The sequence below is a fragment of the uncultured Rummeliibacillus sp. genome (assembly GCF_934216135.1).
Lineage (GTDB): Bacteria > Bacillota > Bacilli > Bacillales_A > Planococcaceae > Rummeliibacillus.
In genome coordinates this window covers 94765-116179 of the sequence record NZ_CAKQBI010000003.1, presented here as the reverse complement: position 1 = coordinate 116179, position 21415 = coordinate 94765, and the positions used below count along the sequence as shown (strand labels likewise).

General features: G+C 33.0%; 25 protein-coding genes. 6 read left to right on the top strand and 19 right to left on the bottom strand.

Annotation, left to right across the window (positions count from 1 at the left end):
* Nucleotide 1: 1 nt before the first annotated feature.
* Nucleotides 2-322 (bottom strand): metalloregulator ArsR/SmtB family transcription factor, encoded by a 321-nt coding sequence (locus tag Q0977_RS03345; RefSeq protein WP_119415893.1) that lies wholly within the window; start codon nt 320-322, stop codon nt 2-4.
* A gap of 213 nt (nt 323-535) precedes the next feature.
* Between Q0977_RS03345 and Q0977_RS03340 the strand changes: the two genes are divergently transcribed.
* Nucleotides 536-850 carry a YbjQ family protein gene (locus Q0977_RS03340; protein ID WP_299510598.1) on the top strand — a complete coding sequence of 105 codons (315 nt, stop codon included), beginning with the start codon at nt 536-538 and terminating at the stop codon, nt 848-850.
* A gap of 53 nt (nt 851-903) precedes the next feature.
* Here Q0977_RS03340 and Q0977_RS03335 read toward each other — a convergent pair whose 3' ends face one another.
* The 7 genes from Q0977_RS03335 to Q0977_RS03305 form a co-directional block, all read right to left on the bottom strand.
* Complete coding sequence (locus Q0977_RS03335; protein ID WP_119415891.1) at nt 904-2034, bottom strand: hypothetical protein; 1131 nt, start codon at nt 2032-2034, stop codon at nt 904-906.
* A 12-nt stretch (nt 2035-2046) separates the two neighbouring features.
* Nucleotides 2047-3366: an SPFH domain-containing protein gene (locus tag Q0977_RS03330; protein ID WP_299510595.1), complete on the bottom strand. Its 1320-nt coding sequence runs from the start codon at nt 3364-3366 to the stop codon at nt 2047-2049.
* 177 nt (nt 3367-3543) lie between these two features.
* Nucleotides 3544-4593 (bottom strand): DUF4097 family beta strand repeat-containing protein, encoded by a 1050-nt coding sequence (locus tag Q0977_RS03325; protein ID WP_299510593.1) that lies wholly within the window; start codon nt 4591-4593, stop codon nt 3544-3546.
* A 400-nt stretch (nt 4594-4993) separates the two neighbouring features.
* Nucleotides 4994-5479 carry a YusW family protein gene (locus Q0977_RS03320; protein WP_119415888.1) on the bottom strand — a complete coding sequence of 162 codons (486 nt, stop codon included), beginning with the start codon at nt 5477-5479 and terminating at the stop codon, nt 4994-4996.
* A gap of 117 nt (nt 5480-5596) precedes the next feature.
* Nucleotides 5597-6106, bottom strand: coding sequence for a YusW family protein (locus tag Q0977_RS03315; protein WP_299510588.1), 510 nt, complete (start codon nt 6104-6106; stop codon nt 5597-5599).
* A 99-nt stretch (nt 6107-6205) separates the two neighbouring features.
* Nucleotides 6206-6736: a signal peptidase I gene (gene lepB / locus Q0977_RS03310; RefSeq protein WP_119415886.1), complete on the bottom strand. Its 531-nt coding sequence runs from the start codon at nt 6734-6736 to the stop codon at nt 6206-6208.
* A 164-nt stretch (nt 6737-6900) separates the two neighbouring features.
* The gene (locus Q0977_RS03305; RefSeq protein WP_119415885.1) at nt 6901-7530 is read right to left on the bottom strand and encodes a hypothetical protein; all 630 of its coding nucleotides are present in this window, start codon (nt 7528-7530) and stop codon (nt 6901-6903) included.
* 233 nt (nt 7531-7763) lie between these two features.
* Between Q0977_RS03305 and Q0977_RS03300 the strand changes: the two genes are divergently transcribed.
* Nucleotides 7764-8105 carry a hypothetical protein gene (locus Q0977_RS03300; protein WP_299510584.1) on the top strand — a complete coding sequence of 114 codons (342 nt, stop codon included), beginning with the start codon at nt 7764-7766 and terminating at the stop codon, nt 8103-8105.
* Nucleotides 8106-8116: 11 nt separating this feature from the next.
* Here the strand turns inward: Q0977_RS03300 and Q0977_RS03295 are convergent, their stop codons facing one another.
* Nucleotides 8117-8620, bottom strand: a complete 504-nt coding sequence (locus Q0977_RS03295; RefSeq protein ID WP_119415883.1) for a DUF1648 domain-containing protein — start codon at nt 8618-8620, stop codon at nt 8117-8119.
* Nucleotides 8621-8822: 202 nt separating this feature from the next.
* On the opposite strand from Q0977_RS03295, the gene Q0977_RS03290 reads away from it, so the two are divergent.
* A complete protein-coding gene (locus tag Q0977_RS03290; RefSeq protein WP_299510580.1) occupies nt 8823-9671 on the top strand; it encodes an aldo/keto reductase in 849 nt (282 codons plus the stop codon).
* Between the two features lie 199 nt (nt 9672-9870).
* Here the strand turns inward: Q0977_RS03290 and Q0977_RS03285 are convergent, their stop codons facing one another.
* The 3 genes from Q0977_RS03285 to Q0977_RS03275 all read right to left on the bottom strand — a co-directional run bounded on the left by Q0977_RS03285 (nt 9871) and on the right by Q0977_RS03275 (nt 11887).
* Nucleotides 9871-10506 carry an NDxxF motif lipoprotein gene (locus tag Q0977_RS03285; protein ID WP_299510578.1) on the bottom strand — a complete coding sequence of 212 codons (636 nt, stop codon included), beginning with the start codon at nt 10504-10506 and terminating at the stop codon, nt 9871-9873.
* An 11-nt stretch (nt 10507-10517) separates the two neighbouring features.
* Nucleotides 10518-11429 (bottom strand): phosphotransferase family protein, encoded by a 912-nt coding sequence (locus tag Q0977_RS03280; RefSeq protein WP_299510576.1) that lies wholly within the window; start codon nt 11427-11429, stop codon nt 10518-10520.
* A gap of 188 nt (nt 11430-11617) precedes the next feature.
* Nucleotides 11618-11887, bottom strand: coding sequence for a hypothetical protein (locus Q0977_RS03275; RefSeq protein WP_124218535.1), 270 nt, complete (start codon nt 11885-11887; stop codon nt 11618-11620).
* Nucleotides 11888-12130: 243 nt separating this feature from the next.
* On the opposite strand from Q0977_RS03275, the gene Q0977_RS03270 reads away from it, so the two are divergent.
* Nucleotides 12131-13096: a quinone oxidoreductase gene (locus Q0977_RS03270; protein ID WP_124218536.1), complete on the top strand. Its 966-nt coding sequence runs from the start codon at nt 12131-12133 to the stop codon at nt 13094-13096.
* A gap of 106 nt (nt 13097-13202) precedes the next feature.
* Here Q0977_RS03270 and Q0977_RS03265 read toward each other — a convergent pair whose 3' ends face one another.
* The gene (locus Q0977_RS03265; protein WP_299510573.1) at nt 13203-14081 is read right to left on the bottom strand and encodes a LysR family transcriptional regulator; all 879 of its coding nucleotides are present in this window, start codon (nt 14079-14081) and stop codon (nt 13203-13205) included.
* Between the two features lie 187 nt (nt 14082-14268).
* Here Q0977_RS03265 and Q0977_RS03260 point away from each other — a divergent pair, with 187 nt between their 5' ends.
* Nucleotides 14269-15285: a DUF2332 domain-containing protein gene (locus Q0977_RS03260; protein WP_299510571.1), complete on the top strand. Its 1017-nt coding sequence runs from the start codon at nt 14269-14271 to the stop codon at nt 15283-15285.
* Between the two features lie 46 nt (nt 15286-15331).
* Here Q0977_RS03260 and Q0977_RS03255 read toward each other — a convergent pair whose 3' ends face one another.
* From Q0977_RS03255 to Q0977_RS03230, 6 genes are all read right to left on the bottom strand, one after another.
* Nucleotides 15332-15961, bottom strand: coding sequence for a VC0807 family protein (locus tag Q0977_RS03255; protein WP_299510569.1), 630 nt, complete (start codon nt 15959-15961; stop codon nt 15332-15334).
* Nucleotides 15962-16080: 119 nt separating this feature from the next.
* On the bottom strand, nt 16081-16662 hold the full coding sequence (locus Q0977_RS03250) for an FtsX-like permease family protein (protein WP_299510567.1): 582 nt from the start codon (nt 16660-16662) through the stop codon (nt 16081-16083).
* A gap of 86 nt (nt 16663-16748) precedes the next feature.
* On the bottom strand, nt 16749-18071 hold the full coding sequence (locus Q0977_RS03245) for an FtsX-like permease family protein (RefSeq protein WP_299510565.1): 1323 nt from the start codon (nt 18069-18071) through the stop codon (nt 16749-16751).
* The gene (locus Q0977_RS03240; RefSeq protein ID WP_299510563.1) at nt 18061-18822 is read right to left on the bottom strand and encodes an ABC transporter ATP-binding protein; all 762 of its coding nucleotides are present in this window, start codon (nt 18820-18822) and stop codon (nt 18061-18063) included. Before Q0977_RS03240 ends, Q0977_RS03245 begins: the two co-directional genes overlap by 11 nt.
* A 98-nt stretch (nt 18823-18920) precedes the next feature.
* On the bottom strand, nt 18921-19802 hold the full coding sequence (locus tag Q0977_RS03235) for a sensor histidine kinase (protein WP_299510561.1): 882 nt from the start codon (nt 19800-19802) through the stop codon (nt 18921-18923).
* Between the two features lie 99 nt (nt 19803-19901).
* A complete protein-coding gene (locus Q0977_RS03230; protein WP_299510559.1) occupies nt 19902-20594 on the bottom strand; it encodes a response regulator transcription factor in 693 nt (230 codons plus the stop codon).
* Nucleotides 20595-20799: 205 nt separating this feature from the next.
* Between Q0977_RS03230 and Q0977_RS03225 the strand changes: the two genes are divergently transcribed.
* Nucleotides 20800-21297: a DinB family protein gene (locus tag Q0977_RS03225; protein WP_299510557.1), complete on the top strand. Its 498-nt coding sequence runs from the start codon at nt 20800-20802 to the stop codon at nt 21295-21297.
* The last annotated feature ends 118 nt before the right edge of the window (nt 21298-21415 follow it).

Sequence of the window (21415 nt, the reverse complement as noted above, 5' to 3'; positions counted from 1 at the left end):
GTTAAACCTCACCTTCTTCAATAGTACAAGCACAATTGTGTATTGAGATAGGCTCCAACTCATCGATGATTGTTTGGATATAAGGTGCTTGAATATCATTTAATCTATAGTGCTTCCAAGTCCCTTTTTTTCTTTCTAAGATAATGTCAGCCTCCTTTAATTTACGTAGTTGTTGGCTAACAGCTGGCTGAGAAACTTGTAAGATTTCAACTAAATCACATACACAGACCTCGCCGTTCTTTAAACTCGCTAACAATTTTAATCGGTTAGCATCACTAACTGCTTTTAATTGCTTTTCCATGATTAATAGCTGATTCATCATATCACCTCTTTTAATTAATTTACTATATAATTATATTCTTATATATTAATATATGCAAGAAAGTGGGAAGTGTTAATAATTTTTTATAATTACTTGTTTCTTAATTAGTATTCACTTTTGAAACTCCCTGTTTAAAAAATCGCTTTCATGTTTTCTAATCAAGTTAAATACAATTAACTAATACAATTATTCCATATGAAGGAGATGATTCATTTGCTAGTCTCTTTTTCGAATACGATTGAAGGTAAAACAATTGAGTCTTATCATGGGACTTTAAGTAGTGAAACAATCATAGGAGTTAATATTATTCGAGAATCTTTAAACTCTTTAACCGATGTTATGGGCGGCCATTGTACTGCTTATGAAGTTAAAATGAAAGAAACACAGCAATTGACATTAGATGGGGTGAAGCAGCTTGCGAGAAATATTGGTGCAAACGCATTAATAGACGTTGATGTTTCAACTTCTCCTATTTATGATGGAATGTTCATGTGCGTCGCTACTGGAACTGCGGTGACCTATAAATAGTAAAAAGCCTTGTCTTTTTACGACGAGGCTTTTTACTATCTTTTTTATATAATTTAATAGCTCATAATAGATGTTATGACATTTAAAGCCTGTTCCGAGTCCCCATAGAAATAGGCAAAAATCGCAATCATTACACCCGCAAGCATCACAGCAATGGCTACACGTATTGGTGAAATAGGTGCTTTTCCGCCTACTTTACCCGTTTGCCCATTTACCATAAACTGATAAACTTTGCTTTTATATTGGAAAGATGATAGCCAAATAGGCAACATAAGATATTTGTACGTAATATTATCATAAGTTGTTGAAAATTGAACATTCCTTACATGGTCTGCGCCACACTCAAAGCGAACTTTAGATGCAATTTGGGAACGAATATGGTCATGAATGTCTTGTTGGGCAATATTCCAACCATCTTGTAAACCTATACTATAACGCTCTGCTAAAAATCCAGATACATATTCTGGTTGATAGGATTTATTGTCTAATAAGTTAAATGGTTCGATTTTTCGCAACATATCATGGTCATAACGTGTTGATGCACTGACTAGTTGATCGTCTATAAATTCTTGGTAAAAACCTGAAGTCATATACCAATCGGTTTCGATTCTCGTTTCTCCATCTTTTTCTTTAATGACTCGGTCTATCCCATAACTTGCCGTATAATGAGAGCCTGTTTTCGTATCAAATGTCCAATAGGGTAGGTAGACTCCTTTAAAGGCATTTGGTTTTGCACTTATTTTTGCTGCACGTGGTGTAAAGATTCTTCTCTTTAACCACTTATGAAAGTTTACGCCTGCTTCCTTATCTGTAATTTGAAAAGTACAAACACCATTTGGTGCGAGTGTATTAACCGTTGAGGCTTCCATAACTTGATGAGAACCGCAATAAGGGCATGTGTCTGCTACTTGTAGTGCATCATAAACTGTTTCTGAACCACATTCACTACAACTAACAGTTTTCTTTTCAACTCCCCAGTCAAAATTCCCTCGTTTTTCAGCTGTATAAAAATCCATTTCTTGCGCAACTTGTTCTTTCTGGTCTTCTGGTTTTGCTATCTCTGTTTCATGACCACAATAGGGGCATGTTAGCTTACCGTTTTCCGGATTAAACTCGATGGATGCTCCGCAAGAAGGACATTCCGCATCAAAATCAATTTTTGCCTTTTTCAATTGTTCGGACATGCTTCTACCCTCCTATTGCTTATCTTGGTCATCAAATGGATCTCCACATTCTGGGCAGAATTTTGGTGGGTTGGTCGGGTCAGCTGGTTTCCAACCACATTTATCGCAAATATAGGTCGGTGTTCCTTGCGGTTTCTTTGTACCACAATTAGAGCAGAATTTACCTTTGTTTACAGTGCCACAAGTACAATGCCATCCTTCAGCAGTCGGTTTTGCTGTACCACAGTTCGAACAGAATTTCCCCGTGTTCTTTTGACCACATGCACAATTCCATGTATCAACAGATGGCTGATTTTGAGGTGCTTGTGGAGTGGTTTGGTTTTGTTGGGAAGCCATTTGATAAAGTTGACTAGCATTACCGCCACCAGCTTGTTGTGCCATGTTCATCCCCATGAAACCACCTAGAGCCCCATTTTCATTTTCAGCAGCTTTCATCATCGCTTCTGCTTGAGCACCTGTTAGTTGTGCAGCGCCCATTGAAGGATTTCTGAATACTGCATTCCTTTGGAGCTGTTTAATCATCGCTTCATCTTCTTCTGAAGCCTTTACAGAATTAATACCAAAGGTACCAACTGCAATTCCTCGTGATTCTAGCCATTTTTTTGATAGTACTTCATTTAGTGCTGACGCTAATTCTATCGTGTGTGCTGGAATTTCACTATAACGTACTCCAGATGCTGAAATTTTCGCAAATGCTGGTTGAAGAGCTGTCATTAACTCTGTTTTTAACTGACTGTCGATTTCGTCACGGTGATATTCACTTTGTATATTGCCGCAAACGTTTTTATAAAAAAGGAGCGGATTCACAATTCGATAAGAATATTCTCCGTGACATCTTATAGAAATATCAATATCTAATCCGATATTGCGGTCAATTACGCGGAAAGGAACTGGACTAGGGGTTCCGTATTTGTTACCCATGATTTCCTTCGTATTAAAAAAGTAAATACGTTGATCTTTTGGTGGTTCTCCGCCAAATGTAAAACGTTTACCGATTTCTTTAAATGTTTGGAGGATATTCTCTTTAAAATCCCCTTCATAGAATACAGTAGGCTCTGTTGAAATATCATATACATATTCACCAGGTTCTGAACTAACTTCAACAACTCTTCCTTGTTCGACAATCATCATGCATTGGCCTTCGTTGATAGCGATAATAGAGCCATTTGTGATGATGTTATCGTTACCTTTGTTTGAACCACGTTTTGTTTTACGCTTAACACCTTTAGTAACTAAAATTTCTTTGGATAATCCTTCACAGTAAAAATATTCGCGCCATTGATCTTCTAAAACGCCTTTTGCAGAGCCAACTCCTGCCTTTATCAATCCCATTCATAATCCCGTCCTTTTATGTAAATTAAAGTTGAAATATAATATATCCTTATTTTAGTACGATTAAGTAAAAATTAAGTTTCATTTTAATTCTATATTCTTGCATGTTGTATTTATTCATGTTTATAAAAAAAGCGTATACCAAATCTGGATACGCTTTTTACTACTAAGAAGAGATTATGCAATTTCTGATTTTAATCCAACGATAATTTTCCCCATATCTGTTATTAGTTTCACTTTAGGTTTACCGTTTCCATAAATGATTTTACGAGATTTTTGACCATAAATTTCAACTTTCCCCATATCCGTTTCTGCGCTGATACTACCATTTGTCATTTCTTGATCGGTAGATAATTGAATATGGCCCATATCTGTTTCTAAATGAAGTGAATGTTCAATTTTAGGTATGTACATTTCTATCCGTCCGTTGTCCGTTCTTGCATCAATTTCTCCAGCTAATGCTTCTAATTCAATCCGACCGTTATCTGTACGGAGTTTGGATGTATTGACATTGCTATTTGAAAACTCGATCCGACCGTTATCTGTTTCTGCATAAAGTGATGTGAAATGACATTGACTTCCCCATATCCGCCCATTATCAGTTTTAAATTCACCATCATTGGCTAAAACGTTATCTAATTCAATCCGTCCATTATCGGTTTCAAGCTTAACATTTTTTGATTGTAATTTTACTAGTTTGATAAAACCATTATTATTATGAACAGCTATATGATTGTATAACTTTTCAGGTATTTGTAATGTAACTGTCGCATCAGTGAATGCATTTACAGCAATTTTGAAAAACCAAAATTTACGGTGAAATCCCTCACGTTCAATATTCACATGGAGTACACCATCCAAATTCTTGACGTGGACATTCGTTTTTTCTTTCGAATCTATAATATTATAATAGAATTTATCGTCATTAGAAGGTTTAAGAATGACATTTGCGCCATCTGCCATTATTTTCACTTTCTGAAATTGCTCTGTATCAATTGGTTTCAGCTCTTCAGTTGGAACAAATTCTTCCTCAGAATAGGCTTTTAATAGTTCAGTTGCAATTTCTTCGGCAGGACCAAATGATGAAATGATTTCTTCAACACTTTTCCCTTCTTTTTTGCCGTTTTCAAAATAGTCTTTGAAATCTCGTATTATATCTTTTCGTTCCTTTGAATTTAGTTGTTTCAGTGCAATTTCAAGCTCTAGTAGATACTTTTTTTCGTTCATTAGTCATCCTCCTTAATAAGTTCCATTAACCCCTTTAATAAAAATGCATCCATTCTTTCTCCAAGTGCAGTAATTTGATAGTTTTCTTGGTAGACCTTCTAAGGGATCTTTGCAAATTTGTGATAAAGTAGTAAACTTCTTCTGTTAATCGCCTCAACAACAGAAAAACTGAACTAAACAAGTTCATATTCCTACATATCACCTTTGTCTAGTAATGCTAGTACACAGAGATCTAGTACTCTGTTCATTAATCAGTAGTATACTATTCGATATTATTCAATACAATAATACTTATCTCTTTTTATAGAAATTTCAAAATATTTAGTAGAAATTTATTCATTATAATAAAAAAAGCCCATGTTTACGTTTTTTCAAAACAAAGAACAAAGGCTTTAGTGGGTTAGGGGATGAATACATATTTATTTTCTAATCCATCTGTAAATCCTATTTCTAATTCGATTTTTTGATAATCGTCTCGTATATTAAATAGCGAAATAAGTTCTTCCTTTACATCGGAAGCGGGTGTTCCTTTATGGAGTTTAAGTTTAAGTAGTAATGGTTGGATTTTTGAAAAGGCCTCTTTTCCAATGATCTTCTTACTTGTTTGAGTATCTATCATTTCGGCTTCTATTCCAATTGATTTCTTTTCGTATACGATTTCGGTAGATTGGTTATTTTCGTAATTGATATTCAAGATAAATTTTTTGAACTGTAGTTCTTTACTTTCAAAGTTGTTGGATGACTTTGTATTATTAGATAGATTAACGGAATGATTATCTATAGCAGCTAACATTTGCTCTTTGTTTGTAGCATTTTCGTTGTTTTCACAACCTAACAATATGAATAATATGAATACTAAAGCCAGATAGTTTTTACTATTTATCAAGGAAACAGCTCCTTTCAGTTACTAAGCCTACTATTTCCTTTTCAAAATCGAATCATTCATTATTCAATAAAAATGCCTTAAAAACTGATTTAGAATCAATTTTTAAGGCATTGGTCATTAAGGGTGGAAAGTATATTCTTTTTCTACTCCATCAGCAAATTTAACATCAAGATCAATTTTCACATATTCTTCTTTAATATTAAAAACAGACAAAATTTCTTTTTTTACATCTTCATCAGTTGATTGCGAAGTGAAAGTTAGTTTTTTAAACAATGGTTCAAGTTCTGCATATGCTTCATTTCCTTCGATTTTTTGGTTTTTCAAATCATTTTTAACTGATGCTTCTGCTCCATCTTTTTCATTTTCATATTCCACTTTAAAGGATTGATTTCCTTTATAATCTACATCCAAATCAAATTCAGAAAACGCAAATGGTATATTATTCGGATCTTTTACAGACGAGTAATTATTATCACCAGATTGGTCTGCTTCAGTTGGCTTATTTGCGCCACTTTCTGATACTGGTGCGTTTTCACTTACATTTGTTGCATTATCATCAGTACCTTTACACCCAACTACCAATATTGACAAAAGCACTAACGTTAAAAAAATGTAGATTTTTTTCATATAAACAGCTCCTTTATTATAACTGTTTATAGTATTTCCAGAATTCATGGATTTTCTACACCAAATTTAAAATGAGTAATAATGTTTTCATCAAAATGACTACTTTGTATAGTTAAAATCCTGGTTAAAAGGTTTTAGGCGAATCATGACCTTCGCCTTTACTTCTTTTTTATAATTGATTGGTCCAAAGTCTCTGGAATCCATTGAATTATTCCGATTATCCCCCATTACAAAAATTTCACTTTCCCCAACTTTCACATCAAGATCTTTCGTCACCATTGGTTCTTTAATATATGGTTCGTCGATTTCTTTACCATTACGATAAAGTACATTGTCTTTAATCTGAATATGATCTCCGGGTAAACCAATTACTCGTTTTATGAACAAGTCATGACCTGCTACAATTTCTGCATCAAAACTCACGATATCATTATAATTAGGATCTCCGTAACTATATGCGAGCCGATTAGATAATAAATAATCTTCCTCGTGTAAACTGTTTTCCATACTATGTCCAATGACAATTTCAGGTGAGATGATAGCACGAAAGCTAATAACTAAACAAATCATGATCATGAATGTTAAGAAAAAATTCCGCAAGTCTTTCAATAATCCTGAAAATTTCTTCATTTTTCCGCCTAGTTTCTATATTGACTAATTTTTAATATAATAATCTATTTTTCAAAGTACTTTGTCAAACAATATTAAACAAAAAATAGAGTTGTTCGAACTCCATCAAAAAAGGGATACCTAAAATAGTATCCCTTTTACATGTTCATCTTACAATATTGCTGTTATTTCCACTCTTTTAATGTTTTTTCTAAAGTTACTTGGTTGGTCAATCGTTGGATTCCTTTAGATTCTTCCACAGCTTGTTCCATTTCTGATTGATAACGCTCTTTGTTGTTTTGTTTCTTTGCAATCACTGCTTCTATGCTGTGTTTCATCCAAGATTGATAAAATGGCTTATTTCGTGCAACTCCATATTTGCCAGCGAGTGCTTCTGCATAAGCTTGGTTATATGACTTTAACGGACCATTTTTCATGGAATCGGCAATTTTTTTAGCACCTGCGAAATCACCTAAACGAACTGCGCGTTGGAATTCATAATCCATGCGACCATCATGATTGTTTTTATTTTTTTTGATGAGTTTATCTAGTGCTTCTATTTCATCTTCTTTTGTTCCTTCTTTAATCGCTAATATATGTGCATATATAGGATTGCTTTTTTGGAAACGGACTTGACGTAAAATCGCATTTGTCTTTTTAGACGCAGTCATCGTATAAGCATAATAACCCACTACAGCGATTGCTAAAAAGATAAAGAACAGAAGCGAGTATGTTGTTGGAACATTAAGCCAAGTAAAAATCCCGCCAATACCTAGAATGATTACGTAAAATAATAAAAGTTTTAAAATATTCATTTCAATTCTCCAATACTATAAGAATGGTGGATAAACCATCTATTCTATCTTATCAATGACTTAAAAATTGAGCAATGAATAGGGTGCAAAACGGAATGCTTTTATTGTTATTTTGTTCATAATTCATACATACATATGATTATTAATGGAACCGTTTAGGAGGTATATAGATTAACAAGAAAAAGATAATTCTAATAGGTACGATTATATTAATAGTAAGCTGTTTTTCTTACTTGTTTAATTTTTTCTCCGAAAAAGAAAATATAACTCCCACGATTGCCGAAACAAAAGTAGCTACACAAAAGGACACTGGAAATATGGACGAAATGTTGAAGAAAATAACTAGCTCTAACTTCGAAGAGGACTTAAAAATTGCATTAAATCAACATGGTTATGATGCTGTACTTGCTGGCTATTCAATCTTTTCTTATGAAAATAAATCGGTATTACTTTATTTAAATAATACGAACGGAAATGAAAATATTAAATCGGAGATAAAGCAATTGGTGGATGAAGTATCAAATAATAATGGACTCGGTTTATTTAGAGTTGAGTTATCTTATAAAAAAAAATGATCAAGTCATTTTTAATCTTTTTCCTCATTTAAGGCCACTATAACAGTCATTAAGGTAGGAATGATAATAATAGAAGCAACTACACTCCAAATGACACCTTCTAATATTGCGTTATTCCCTTGTGCAATATGAATCGTTTCCCATACCAAAATAGCTAGCAATAAACTACTCATATTTTTAATAAAAGAAATCATTAATACACTTTGCTTTACTTCTTTTTCAATATTTGAATTTTTGATATCTATCGGAAAATAGTGCCAATCAGGATGTTTCTCCAAGATTTGAAGTGCAATCATGATCAAAAATGTAATCATCGGAAATAAAAACAACGTCCATTTCGATTCATACTGTAAGATTTCCATGCTCATCCCAAAGTATTTGGGTACTTCAGCAGGCAAACTAGACCAGTTAAATATTAAATACGCGCATGCTGCTACAAATAGACCCAATCCAATTGTATCCATGATATGCATAAGTGTCGTCTTTTGAAAGGAAAAAGCTGAATCTCGTTTCAAGTAAATCACACCTCTTGTTCATTTTTAAAAGAAAACAATTAGCCAATTACTTTTATCATGTGCCAAAAACACGCCTAATATGATTTTAATTTCCCATAAATTGTCCAGGAAATTGGACTTTATTCTTTTATCCTTCAAATCTCATTTCAATTCTTAGATATTCTTTTCATATCATGGTAAAATATGTTTCTATAAAGGAGGAATGATTGTTATGACAAACGAAACAGTAACACTAAATAATGGTGTACATATTCCAGCTGTTGGATACGGTACTTTTAGAGTAAAAGATAGTGATGAACTAGCTGAAATGGTGACGCTGGCTATTAAAGAAGGCTATCGCCATATTGATACAGCTCATATATACGGAAATGAAGAAAGTGTTGGGCGTGGTATCCAAAAAGCAATTGATGAAGGAATCGTAACGCGTGACGAATTATTTGTTACATCTAAAGTCTGGAATGATGGACTTTCATATGATGAAACCATTGCTGCTTATGAAGAAAGTATTCGTAAATTAGGTTTAGATTATCTAGATTTATATATTATCCATTGGCCAGGTCAAGATGATAATTACATTGAAGTATATAAAGCGCTTGAAGAACTCTATAACAGTAAACGTGTAAAAACAATTGGTGTAAGTAATTTTCATGTACATCATCTTGAAAAATTACTAGCAAATACAACAATCGTACCTGCCGTCAATCAAATCGAATTCCAACCACGCTTAACACAAGTAGAAGTTCGTGAATACTGTAAAAAACATGGCATTCAAGTAGAGGCTTGGTCACCACTTATGAATGGAGAAATTCTAAATGACCCTACACTCGTTGAAATTGCCGAAAAATATAACAAATCGACTGCTCAAGTTATTTTAAAATGGGATTTACAAAACGATGTTATTACAATTCCAAAATCAATGACACCTTCTCGTATTCGTGAAAATTTAGATATCTTTGATTTTACATTGACTGATGAAGATGTTGAAAAAATTTCTGCTTTAAATGAGGATTTCCATTATGGTGCTAATCCTGAAGTTTTCAATTTTAAATAATAAATAGAAAAATTAATTACTTGCTAGACTGTAGCTTAACTTTCTAAAAAGAGTTGCTACAGTCTTCTTGCATTTACCTATAATAGTGCTTTCGTTTTTAATACAAAAAGGCCCTTTAGACTAAGTAAATCCAAAGGGTAAGTATCGCATCTTTTTCTAAATACTTGGGTAGCTTAATAAAAATTTGTTATTTATCATTCTATTCTCTTCCAAATGCTTTCGTATCAATCTTTTTCTCATCAAGGAAGTCTTCTATTTTTTTCTGTTCCTTCCCATTTGCTATTTTAGAATTTTTAATTATTGCTCCAACGTTTATTTCTGGAAAGTCTCCATTATCATCTAGCATCTTATTGAGTTCATCAAGGGTCTCATTTACAGTAACAATATATCTGCTGATTCTTTTAGACTCTTCTAGATACCCTTCAGGTAATGTATTATTTAAAATATAGTCAGAAAAATTCTCATCATTTTCTTTTATAAGCTTGTTAATTTTGTCTAATTTCTCTCGTTCTTCTTTAGTTAATTCCTTTTCTTCATCAATAGCATCTTGAAATGGTTCACTAGCGTTTAATAATTCATCATGGCTATCTAGATAGGTTTTTATGCTTAATCTCATTTCCTCTTCATCAATTACACTATTTTGTTTATGAGAGGTAAAAATGGCACTGGGAATCTTTACATCCTGTATAGAAAGAACTTCATCATCTTCTGTAATGTCGATCTCAGTTACGCCCTCATGAGAACATGCACTTAATAAACATAAAATCAAGAAACTATAAAAAATCTTTCTAATAATAATCCATTCCCCTTTACTTTGTTTGTAAGAATCACACAAAAGACAACTTACTATAAATGATTGGTTATTTCTTTTGTTAGATTATGGACTCGCTTTAGATAGTAATTTCTTTTCTCGGAATCATTTATAAATGAGGTAAATAATATGGACAGCATTAAAGCCGTATCAAGTCTATAGATGCATTGTATGATTGCATTTGTATTTTGGATAATGTCTACATCTTTATATCCCTTTATAAATTCTTCTTCATTTAATTCTTTTGTTTCAAAAATCCTCATTAACTCCATAATTGGATTCCCTATAAATGAATTGTCCCAATCAATAATTGCATTAATCATTCCGTTTTCGCCTATTAGATTTGGTTGTCTAACATCAAGATGTAGTAAGCTGTTCTTTGTTTGAGCTGTATTCAGAATTTCTTCTAATTCTTGTGAGCTAGGAATGATAAAATTAGAATTTATTAGTTTGTTAAGTGAATCAACGCGTTCTGTTATTCTTTGTGAGACGATTTTACTTAACCTTTGCTCATTTTGATCTGCAATTGATAGTCCATGCAACGGAATTTTATGTATTTTAGATATGAGTTCCCCTATATCATAGGGAGGAATATCTTGACCATCTCCTGCTACAAAATCAGATACTATAAAGTTTATCTCTTTACTAAAATACAACTGATGAATTTTCGGTACGGGTATATGATACTTATGACAATGCTCGGATATGACTGCTTCTTTTTTTAATGAGATAATCCCACTTGAGTTCTTATCCATCATATTTTCTTCCAATCTCCAAGGCGTTCTTACTGCAAGTCTTCCTAAATTTTTCTCATGAATGAGGAATACGGCGTTTATAACACCACTACCTATTAAATTTATTTCTTCAATTTGCCAATTCAATTTATGGTTTAGAACATGTTTTATATCTACTCTTAACTTTTCTATTGTTTTAGTTGTTAATGCCATTGCACTAAACCCCTTTATTTTGCAATTAAGTTTTGCTCCAGAAGTAATTAGAATGTCCTCGTAGTTTTAAACTACTCTCTTACTATTCTACAAAAGACAACAAAAACCTTTCTTCCAATGCTTTTCTAGATCAAATTAAAAAGCCGAAAACAAATTGAATTTGTTTTCGGCCATTCGAATTGTAATAATTATTTTTGCTTTTCGACTACGTTTAAGCACCAAGTGAAGTTATCCCAAGCTGAATACCAGCCGTTGAAAAGTTCAGATGAATCATCCCAACGTACATCGAATTTCTTTTGTCCATCTACATCGACAATATACAATGCAAGAGTTTCGTCTGCTTTAGCAACAGCTAATTGCATACCGTTTTTGCTTTCCTCTTCAGTGAATGGTACATCCGAAATTGAACGTAGTTGTGCCTGTTCAAATACTTGTTTGTTAATGATTTTGTAATTCATAATAAACCTCCGATAAAACTTTCGCTTAAAATTTAGTTCCTACTTTATTTTATACCTAAAACTAGAACTATAATAGTATATCCTATTTTCACTCTACAATTAAAGAAATCATGAAAATAAATTGGATATTTCTATTAAAAATTTTGTGTTTTTAACTTTTTCTTGTCCATCAGTGCTAAATCCTAAGAAAACAGACATGAATGTGGTACAATAATGCACTAAATAGCGAAAGGGGTTTTTAATATGAAAGCACTTGTTTTCAATGAATTTGGAGATTCAACAGTTTTGCAATATACAGAAATTCCAAACCCTGAAATCCGACCAAATGAAGTCTTAGTTCGCACAAAAAGTATTGGGCTAAACTTTGCTGATATATATAGGAGAAAAGGAAATTATCATTTAGCTGGTGAACCACCTTTTATACTTGGTTATGAAGGTGCAGGTATTATTGAGGCAGTTGGCAAAAATGTATCACAAGTACAAGTCGGAGATCGTGTAGCATTCGCCGATGTACCTTTTGCAAATGCTGAACAAGTAGCAGTACCTTCTGAAAAGTTGATAGTATTACCTGAAGAAATCTCGTTCGACGTTGCAGCATCTATCCTTCTTCAAGGACTAACAGCTCACTATTTGACGAATGATAGTTATAAAGTGAAAGCAAATGATTCAGTAGTTATCCATGCAGCATCAGGCGGTGTTGGACAAAATTTAGTACAAATTGCAAAATTATATAATGCTAGAGTGATTGCCTTAACTTCTACAATGGAAAAAGGTAAGAAAGCGTTAGAAGTCGGTGCAGATATTGCTTTTACATATGATGAGGATTGGACACAATCTGTTATGAAATTCACAGATGGAAAAGGTGCAGATGTCGTTTACGATTCCGTTGGTTCCACTCTTGAAGATAGTTTTCAAGCAACTCGTATAGGCGGTACGGTCGTATTCTTTGGTATGTCTGGCGGTGACCCTGCCCCAATAGATCCTCGCATGCTGATGGATACTTCAAAAACACTGACAGGTGGAGATTTGTGGAATGTCCTTACTTCATTTGAAGAACGTCAAAAACGATCCAAACAATTATTCGATTGGATTATTTCAGGAAAACTTCAACTTCAATCCCCTACTGTCTTTCCCCTAGAAGAAGGTGCAAAAGCACATGATTTCCTTGAAAGCCGTAAGAGCACGGGAAAAATATTGTTAAAGCCATAATCTATTGTTAAAAGTCATATTGTAAATCTCGATATTAAATAACGAAAAGCCTAGGTCATTAAGAGACTTAGGCTTTTGTTATTCTATTAAAATCTAAAACACTTAATTAGTAGAAGTGGGAATATCTAATTTTCTCTAACAACGGTATGATTTGATCGTTTTCTTTATCATATTTCATATATAAATCGACTGTAGGTAATTCAAATAAATCAAAATCGATCACATTCAATCTCCCTTCCATCATTTCTTTATACACAATGGATTTAGGTAAAAATGCCATTCCTAAACCATCTCTCACAAATTGTTTTACGATGTAGCTTTGAGAAATTGACATGAAACGAACAGGATTTATATGTTTTTGCAATAACGGCTCGATTAATACCGCTTCTTTTAAATGTCCTGTAAATACGGGATACTTAGCAAATAAGTTTTCCAAGTCATAATAGCTCCCCGTTTCATCATCTTCGCGATCAGGAGGACAAACTAACTGCATGGGACTTGAAACGATTTTCTCCGCATGAATTGAACGATACATACTCTTTCCAATTCCAATGCCGATATGGGCGTTATTCGAAATCAGTTGCTCATCAATCATTTCTGATCCTTCAACAATGATACGAATATCAAACTCTGAATGCTCCATTAGAAATTGATAGATAATATGAGGTAAATTCGTCTCTGTTAATAAAGGTGATAAAACAACCGTTATTTCCGTTTTCTTTTGCTTTGAAAACAACTGTGTCATTCGTTTACAATCCTCTACTTTTTGTAGTATTTCCTTGGCTTGATTTAAAAAGAATTCCCCTTCCTCTGTTAAAGAAATTTTTGTATGCTCTCTTTTAAATAACTTTACTTGCAGACTTTCTTCTAACTGTTGAATATGTACAGTAATGCTCGGTTGAGAAATAAATAACGTTTCGGCTGCTTCTCGAAAATTCCCTGTTTCAGCTGCAACTACAAATGATTGAATCCATTTTAAGTCCATCCTACACCTCTGATTAAAAATATTAATCAAAACGATTTAATTTTATTAATTTTCTTAATATACAATCTATTTTATCATAAATAGTATAAAGTGAAACTTCAATCAAGAGGTGATTCCAACAACAAGAAATGATCTTTTACGGTCTGTTGGCAATTGTATGCCAATAAAAAAGGAAGAGGTGCTTAGAATGAATTCAATAAGCCAAGAATTTAATCGTTTTGCAGAGCATCAAGCGAAGACAAGTAGCCCGCTGTATTATTTCTGGAGTAAAAAAATTGCTCAAGATGTAGAGATGCTAAAAATGATAGCAAAGATTCCTGAAACACAGCCAAAGCCAAATCTGTTTTTTGGATCCGTTCAATATGTACTTTCCAACAAGGACGATGTATTAAAAAAATATGTACCATCCTTTACCGATAACCCTTTGCCAATTGAAGACAGTTACATCGCATTAAAAGAATTTGTAGAAAAATACCATACAGAGATTGCGCATCATTTTCATACAAAATACGTGCAAACAAACGAGGTCCGTCGTTGTACTTATTTATATCCTATTTTTAGTGAGATTGCACACAAAGTTCAAAAGCCATTAGTATTAGTTGAGATTGGTACTAGTGCTGGACTCTTATTGAATATCGATCAATATCATTATGAAATAAAGCAAGGAAATGAAACAATTCAATACGGAAATCCAACAAGTGAAGTGAATTTAAAATCCGAGAATCTTGGTAAACATATTGAAAATTGTCCGAACTTCCAAGTATCTGCACGATATGGTATTGATTTAAATATTATAAATTTAGATCATGAAGAGGATTATCTATGGATGCAATCACTTATTTGGCCAGAGCATGTTGAAAGACGTCAACTATTTCATCAATCAGCCAAAGTGAATCATGCTGTCAATAAAACATTACTAGAAGGAGATCTATTTACCATTCTTCCTTCAATTTTCCGTAATAGTACAGAAGAACAACAAATAGTCCTATTCCATACACATGTAGCCAATCAATTTTCTGAAGAATTAAAAGTAAACTATCAACAGCTACTGCTAGATTTAAGTAAAGAAAAGTCTATTTATCATGTATATAACAACATGTATGACACCGATTTACATGTAGATTATGTAGATGATGGGCATATCGAGCAAATTAAACTTTTACAAATGCCTGATGGACATGGGAAGTATTTTTATTGGTCATAGTATTCAATTTAACAGGAGGGTTTGTCCACATAGTGAATAGACCCCCTCAATTTAAATTTCCAGCATTATTATCTTGCTCCTGAAGCAATTTTGAAATGTAGATAAAACCGTAGAATGAAATGCCTGATAATCCCCATCCAATAATTTGCCTTATGATTATCCCTTTATCAAAAGCATCTACCCCGTATTTTTTAATAAGCCAAACCTTGATAGTCGCTAGTAGAACTTCCTTAAAAGTAAATCCGAAAGTAATCCACTTGAAAACTCGTAGTATTTTTTTCTGATAATATAATTTCTTCATTAATTTCCGATTATAGCCCTGCATCTCTACAAAATCGAGGGCAAAATATAAATAGAGTGGTCGATTTATAATGATAGTAGTAAAAGACAAAAAGCTTATGAAATAGGCGTAATATACATTATTCCATTGCAACTGCATAGCAGATCCCGAAAGAACATCTATCAATGTACCGACCACTAGATTGCTAATCATGAATAGGCCCAAAAAGTTTAGCTTTTTTAGAAGGATAAATCGAATAATACTATAGATGATTCCAGGCACAGAAGAAAGTAACATCGCATAATAATCACCGATATAGTTTCTACTAAAATGCCAAATCAATAACGGAAAACCAAAGTAAAATATCATATCAAATATAGGTATATTTTTTTGCAAAACTCCACCTCGCTATAAATAGTTATTAATTACATATTATCGTTTTTTGTATTTAATGGAAATAGATGAATATTAAAAAAGCATCTCAATTCAAAATACAAATTGAGACGCTTCGTTTTTTATAAAATTCCTTTAATAATTTTTCGATAATAACTAGATGTTAGAATCGCAAAGATTGAATAGAGTAGAATGTAGATGCCCATCGTCGTAAGTAATGGAACTACTAATTCTGTACCAAAGAAGTTCCAACCTGACTTAACAGCAAAATAGCTATGGCATAAGCCTAACAATAAAGGTAAACCGAAACTAAATAATTGTTTTCGATAAATCCCTCTCATCATTTCATCAGGTGAGAAGCCGATTTTTCGTAATGTTCTATAGGATTCGATTTCTTCTTCTGCTTCAGTCATTTGCTTAAAGTATAAGATACTTCCGGTTGCTAATAAGAAGGCAGATCCTAAAAATCCAGTGATAAAAATAAGTAGTCCCATATTTTCAAGAGATTGTTGATACATTTCTTTTTTAGGACTAACTTGAAGTAATGAAGTAACTCCATCTTTTTTGCCAATTTTAAATGTCCCATCATTTGTCGCTTTTTTGTATAAAGTAATGGCTTCTTTTAGTTGGTTTTCCTTTGGAATGTTATAACCCGTATAAGTTTTCCATAAAGTGCTTTTTTGAATTGATGGATCTTTTTTCAATTGGTTAAATAATTCATCTTGGATAATAATCGCAGGACTTCCGTAAGATATTTCCGCTGATATACTAGCTTTTTTCTCAATATCGATTAGTTTGAGTTTTTGCTTTGCTTTATCATGATAAAGGTTTTTCCTATTTTTAGAGGCATAAGATTTTTGAGGACGTCACTGTATCCTGTCAATACTGCCTCATCTTGCCCTAAGTGAAGCTTTGGAAATACTTTTTTTGCATCACTTTCTTTCATCACGATATTGTCCAAGGTAATATTAATTTGTGCTTCTTTACTTAAAGGCTTTTCTAGCAAAGTATTCGTATCAATTTGTACGTTTAATAGCTCAAATTGATATTTTTGAAAATGAATATTGTTAGATTTTAATGATTCTTCAAAGGTTTTTTCACCATTATGATTAAGAATCGCCAAATCATATGGCATATTTTGTTCTGTTTGAGAATCCGTTGAGTAATATGTGATATAAGATAGTGACAATATCGTTAATGCCATTGCAGTCATTAGAGTAATAATTGATAGTGATAATGTATTACTTTTCATACGATGCATAATTGGCGTTATTGCAAGTACATCGTTTAATGATAAATGCCCTCTTTTTGACATACGAATCATATTCATGATAAATGCGATGGAGTAGCGGAATACTAAGAATGTACCGATAATTACGCTTCCTAATATAAGTCCCATCTTCCTATACAAATCATTAGCAGAAATGGTTTTATCGATTGCGAAAAGAACAGTTGATAAATAGTAACCGTAACTGATTAGTCCAATCCCGATAATTCCTAAAATGATTTGGAAAAAATTCATCTTCTTCATCTTTTGGTCAGCTTTACTTGTCGCTTTAAATAAATCTAATAATGTAGTGCGATGAACCATCCACATCATTTGAAGTAATACGACGATAAATAATAGACCAAACACAAGCATTGTTTGGAACAAAGCTTCCGTTGAAAATTCGAGTTCGATTTCCCTTTTTGTATTAATCGCTTTTAAGAATAATAAGGCAAAAAATCGAGAAAAGAAAAATCCTATCAACATACCAATGGCTGATGCACCAACCCAAAGGATCAAGTTTTCAATCGTTAACATATATGAGATTGTTGGCTTTGGAATACCAATCATTTGATACAAACCAATTTCTTTACTACGTCTTTTCAAGAAGAGCTGGTTTGCATAGAAAACGAAGAAAAATACAATGACCAATAACAATACAGATCCTACTTTAAAGCCCATTTCAGCTTTTAAGCTAGAATAGGATAACTTCACAACAGCTGCATTATGCTGTAAGGTTACGAACGAAAAGTATAGAGCAGCACTAAAAATTAGTGCGAAAAAGTATAGATAGTAGTGTTTGATATTCTTTCGCATACTGCGTAATACAAGGGTACTAAGCTTCATAACCGTCACCGCCTAGAACGCCTTGCGTATTCATAATTTCTTGGAAAAATTGTGTGCGCGTTTTATCCCCTTTATAAACTTGAGTGAAGATTTGACCATCTTTTAGGAAAAGTACACGACTACAATAACTTGCAGCAACTGGATCATGCGTTACCATCATAATCGTTACATGATTGGCTTTGTTTAAAGTACTTAAGTTTTCAAGCAATGCTGAAGCTGATTTAGAATCAAGTGCACCTGTTGGTTCATCTGCAAACACAATACTTGGATGAATAATGAGTGCACGAGCTGCAGCTGTACGTTGCTTTTGACCACCTGATATTTCATTTGGATATTTTTTTAATAATTCTTGAATTCCTAATTGTGTTGCTAGTTGTTGACAACGAGATTCCGCTTCTTGTTTACTTGTCTTCCCTACGGATAAAGGTAACAGAATATTTTCCTTTACAGTCAAGGTATCAAGTAAATTATAATCTTGGAATATAAAACCCATTTCAGTTCGTCGAAAAGCTGATAATTGTTTTGATTTCATCTTTTGAAGTGATTGTCCATTTATTTCGACAATGCCTTCAGTTGGACGATCAATCGAGCAAAGTACATTCAATAAGGTAGTCTTACCAGATCCAGAAGGCCCCATAATCCCGACAAATTCCCCTGCTTCAACTTCTAAATCTATTCCTTTTAGTACTTCCTGAGCGAACAGTTTTTTACCATATATTTTTTTAATCTTACTAGCTTTTAATATGCTCATTTGATTCCCTCCTGCTTTTGTTAGTTATATTGTATAAAGAAATGGCAGCGGAATCGTTCGATTAACGTGACATTTTAACTGTGAACATGACATTTTTGTCACTTTGAGATCGTTTTGACGAACTCATCGGAATTTGGAAATGTTAATGTGAAATTACTACCCACATTCACTTTAGATTGTACTGCAATGGAAATCCCTAATTTTTTAGCTGCATTTTGTGCTAAATACAGTCCCATACCAGTTGATGCACTTTGTTTACGTCCCGTAGAGCCTGTAAATGCCTTTTGGAATATGCGTGGTACATCTGCAGGATCAATACCATCACCCGAATCTTGTATATGTAATTGTTGATGGCCCTCATCATCCTTTGTACCATAAATCGTAATGGTATCTCCTTTGTGACTATACTTCACGGCATTCGATAGAATTTGACGTATGATAAAAGATAGCCATTTTTGATCTGATAATATACTAACTTGAATATCATCTACATCGATTGCTAAGTTTTTGGCAAGACACCATGACATTAACTCTTTAATTTCTTTTGCCACCACTTTTTCTAAAGCTACTTTGTCTAATATCGTATCTTGTTCAATACTAGCAAGTCTTAACGTGTGTAAAGATTGGTCAAGTAAAAGGTGAATTCTTAGCCATTCAAGTTCTAATGATTTTCTCGTATCAATTGGTAAATCCTCTATGATTAACTTCATCGCTGTTAAAGGCGTCTTCACTTCATGAACCCATGCTAAATGCTGATCACGTTCTTCGGAAAATTGTATTGTTAACTCATTCTTATAACGTTCTAGTTCTAAGGTAGATTCGTTTAGTTTAGACATGAGCAACTCTTCGACACGATGGAAATTATTTGGCATATCAGCTATGTCTTTGACAAACTTCATCTCTTTAAAATATCGCCAAACAACGAACATTAAAAAGAAAAAGAGCAATGTAGCATTTAAATAAGTTGTAGAAACCTTCATAAACCCAACATCCAAATATAAAAGTAGGTTCATCCATAACATGCAAATAGCAAAAAATAGAATCCAGGAAAGTCTCTCTCTTAAAAATAACCAAATCAACTATTGCACATCCTTTGTAACAGCCATATACCCAAGACCTTTCTTCGTGACAATAACATCTTTCAAAGAAAGCTCCTCTAATTTACTTCTCAAGCGGTTAACATTTACTGTTAATGTATTATCATTAACAAACCGTTCGTCATCCCAAAGTTTTCGCATAAGCTCATCCCTAGAAACAATCTGATCCTTATGTTCTAAAAGGATTCGTAAGATGAACTGCTCGTTTTTGGTCAGCTCTATCGTTTTATTGTTTGTCATGATTGTACTCGTTGCATAATCAATTGTTGCACCATTCCAAAGTACATTCTCTATTTTTTCCTCTTTATAATCGTATGTACGGCGTAAAATAGCTTGTACCTTTGCTAGTAAGACATCCATATTAAATGGTTTTTGAATATAATCATCGGCTCCCATTTGCATAGCCATAACCATATCCATCGGTTGATCTCTTGATGACAAAAACAGGATAGGAACCTTTGATATTGCGCGTATTTCACGACACCAGTGGAATCCATCAAAAGCAGGTAATTGAATGTCTATAATAACTAGTTGTGGCTGAATAGTATGAAAAGTATTCATCACATTTTTAAAATCATCTGGCACCTCCACTTGCATATCCCATTGTAAAAAATGCTTTTGAATGATTTTTGAGATGGACTCATCATCTTCTATTAATAATAGTTTAAATGCCATATTAATGCTCCTTACTTATTATTTCTATCAATTATCATAACAAAACAATTAGAAGAGAGGGACATTTTTACAAAGTCACTACATATTTAGTTAGAATTTTTTCTAGACTGTACAACTATTGTTACAAAATATAAGAACATATATTCTGTTAAATTGTGGTTTTATGTTATAATATTGTAAGTTGAAATAGAAATGGGGAACGTAAATGTGTGTTGAAACAACGATAATTAATGAATTTAGTAAATATTCTTCTTGGCTAAATACATTAGAAGATATGGAAGAAACTTTATGGTCAAAACCTATAGCCAACGGTAAATGGTCTGTAAGTGAAATAATATCCCACATTATAAATTGGGATCAACATCTTTTATACGAAGTTATCCCTGCAGTTCAAAGTGGAAAGGGTATGGAATTTCCAGATTTTAATACCCATAATAAAACAGCGTCTAATTACGCTAAATCTGGCATATCAAAGTCAAAACTACTTGAAGAAGCAAAGAATACAAGGAAAAGACTTGTAAAGGAACTTAACGAACTTTCAAGCGAACTATTAAACAAATCAGTAACTTCAAACGGTGTAAGTCACTGTCCACATACTGGAACACCTTATTCACTTTTATATATTGTTAAGGAATTTATAGATCATGATCATCATCATAAAGGACAAATTATACAATTCCTAAAGAAAAACAACTTGGATTAATCAAGTTGTTTTCTTCAATTCCCTATTATGACTTCTAAAGTTGGATCATTTCTGAAATAAAAATTTATTTACTGCGCTATATCAAGTTCTAGGTAGATAAAAAGCACGAGCTCAGTAC

What these genes read in the sequence shown, in the direction of transcription:
- Q0977_RS03280 (WP_299510576.1), bottom strand. Translation starts at nt 11,429, where the DNA reads ATGGCATTAACAACTAAAACAATAGAAAAGTTAAGAGTAGATATAAAA.
- Q0977_RS03345 (WP_119415893.1), bottom strand. Translation starts at nt 322, where the DNA reads ATGATGAATCAGCTATTAATCATGGAAAAGCAATTAAAAGCAGTTAGT.
- Q0977_RS03305 (WP_119415885.1), bottom strand. Translation starts at nt 7,530, where the DNA reads ATGAATATTTTAAAACTTTTATTATTTTACGTAATCATTCTAGGTATT.
- Q0977_RS03260 (WP_299510571.1), top strand. Translation starts at nt 14,269, where the DNA reads ATGAATTCAATAAGCCAAGAATTTAATCGTTTTGCAGAGCATCAAGCG.
- Q0977_RS03245 (WP_299510565.1), bottom strand. Translation starts at nt 18,071, where the DNA reads ATGAAGCTTAGTACCCTTGTATTACGCAGTATGCGAAAGAATATCAAA.
- Q0977_RS03265 (WP_299510573.1), bottom strand. Translation starts at nt 14,081, where the DNA reads ATGGACTTAAAATGGATTCAATCATTTGTAGTTGCAGCTGAAACAGGG.
- Q0977_RS03235 (WP_299510561.1), bottom strand. Translation starts at nt 19,802, where the DNA reads ATGAAGGTTTCTACAACTTATTTAAATGCTACATTGCTCTTTTTCTTT.
- Q0977_RS03270 (WP_124218536.1), top strand. Translation starts at nt 12,131, where the DNA reads ATGAAAGCACTTGTTTTCAATGAATTTGGAGATTCAACAGTTTTGCAA.
- Q0977_RS03315 (WP_299510588.1), bottom strand. Translation starts at nt 6,106, where the DNA reads ATGAAAAAAATCTACATTTTTTTAACGTTAGTGCTTTTGTCAATATTG.
- Q0977_RS03230 (WP_299510559.1), bottom strand. Translation starts at nt 20,594, where the DNA reads ATGGCATTTAAACTATTATTAATAGAAGATGATGAGTCCATCTCAAAA.
- Q0977_RS03275 (WP_124218535.1), bottom strand. Translation starts at nt 11,887, where the DNA reads ATGAATTACAAAATCATTAACAAACAAGTATTTGAACAGGCACAACTA.
- Q0977_RS03330 (WP_299510595.1), bottom strand. Translation starts at nt 3,366, where the DNA reads ATGGGATTGATAAAGGCAGGAGTTGGCTCTGCAAAAGGCGTTTTAGAA.
- Q0977_RS03225 (WP_299510557.1), top strand. Translation starts at nt 20,800, where the DNA reads ATGTGTGTTGAAACAACGATAATTAATGAATTTAGTAAATATTCTTCT.
- lepB (WP_119415886.1), bottom strand. Translation starts at nt 6,736, where the DNA reads ATGAAGAAATTTTCAGGATTATTGAAAGACTTGCGGAATTTTTTCTTA.
- Q0977_RS03290 (WP_299510580.1), top strand. Translation starts at nt 8,823, where the DNA reads ATGATTGTTATGACAAACGAAACAGTAACACTAAATAATGGTGTACAT.
- Q0977_RS03240 (WP_299510563.1), bottom strand. Translation starts at nt 18,822, where the DNA reads ATGAGCATATTAAAAGCTAGTAAGATTAAAAAAATATATGGTAAAAAA.
- Q0977_RS03325 (WP_299510593.1), bottom strand. Translation starts at nt 4,593, where the DNA reads ATGAACGAAAAAAAGTATCTACTAGAGCTTGAAATTGCACTGAAACAA.
- Q0977_RS03335 (WP_119415891.1), bottom strand. Translation starts at nt 2,034, where the DNA reads ATGTCCGAACAATTGAAAAAGGCAAAAATTGATTTTGATGCGGAATGT.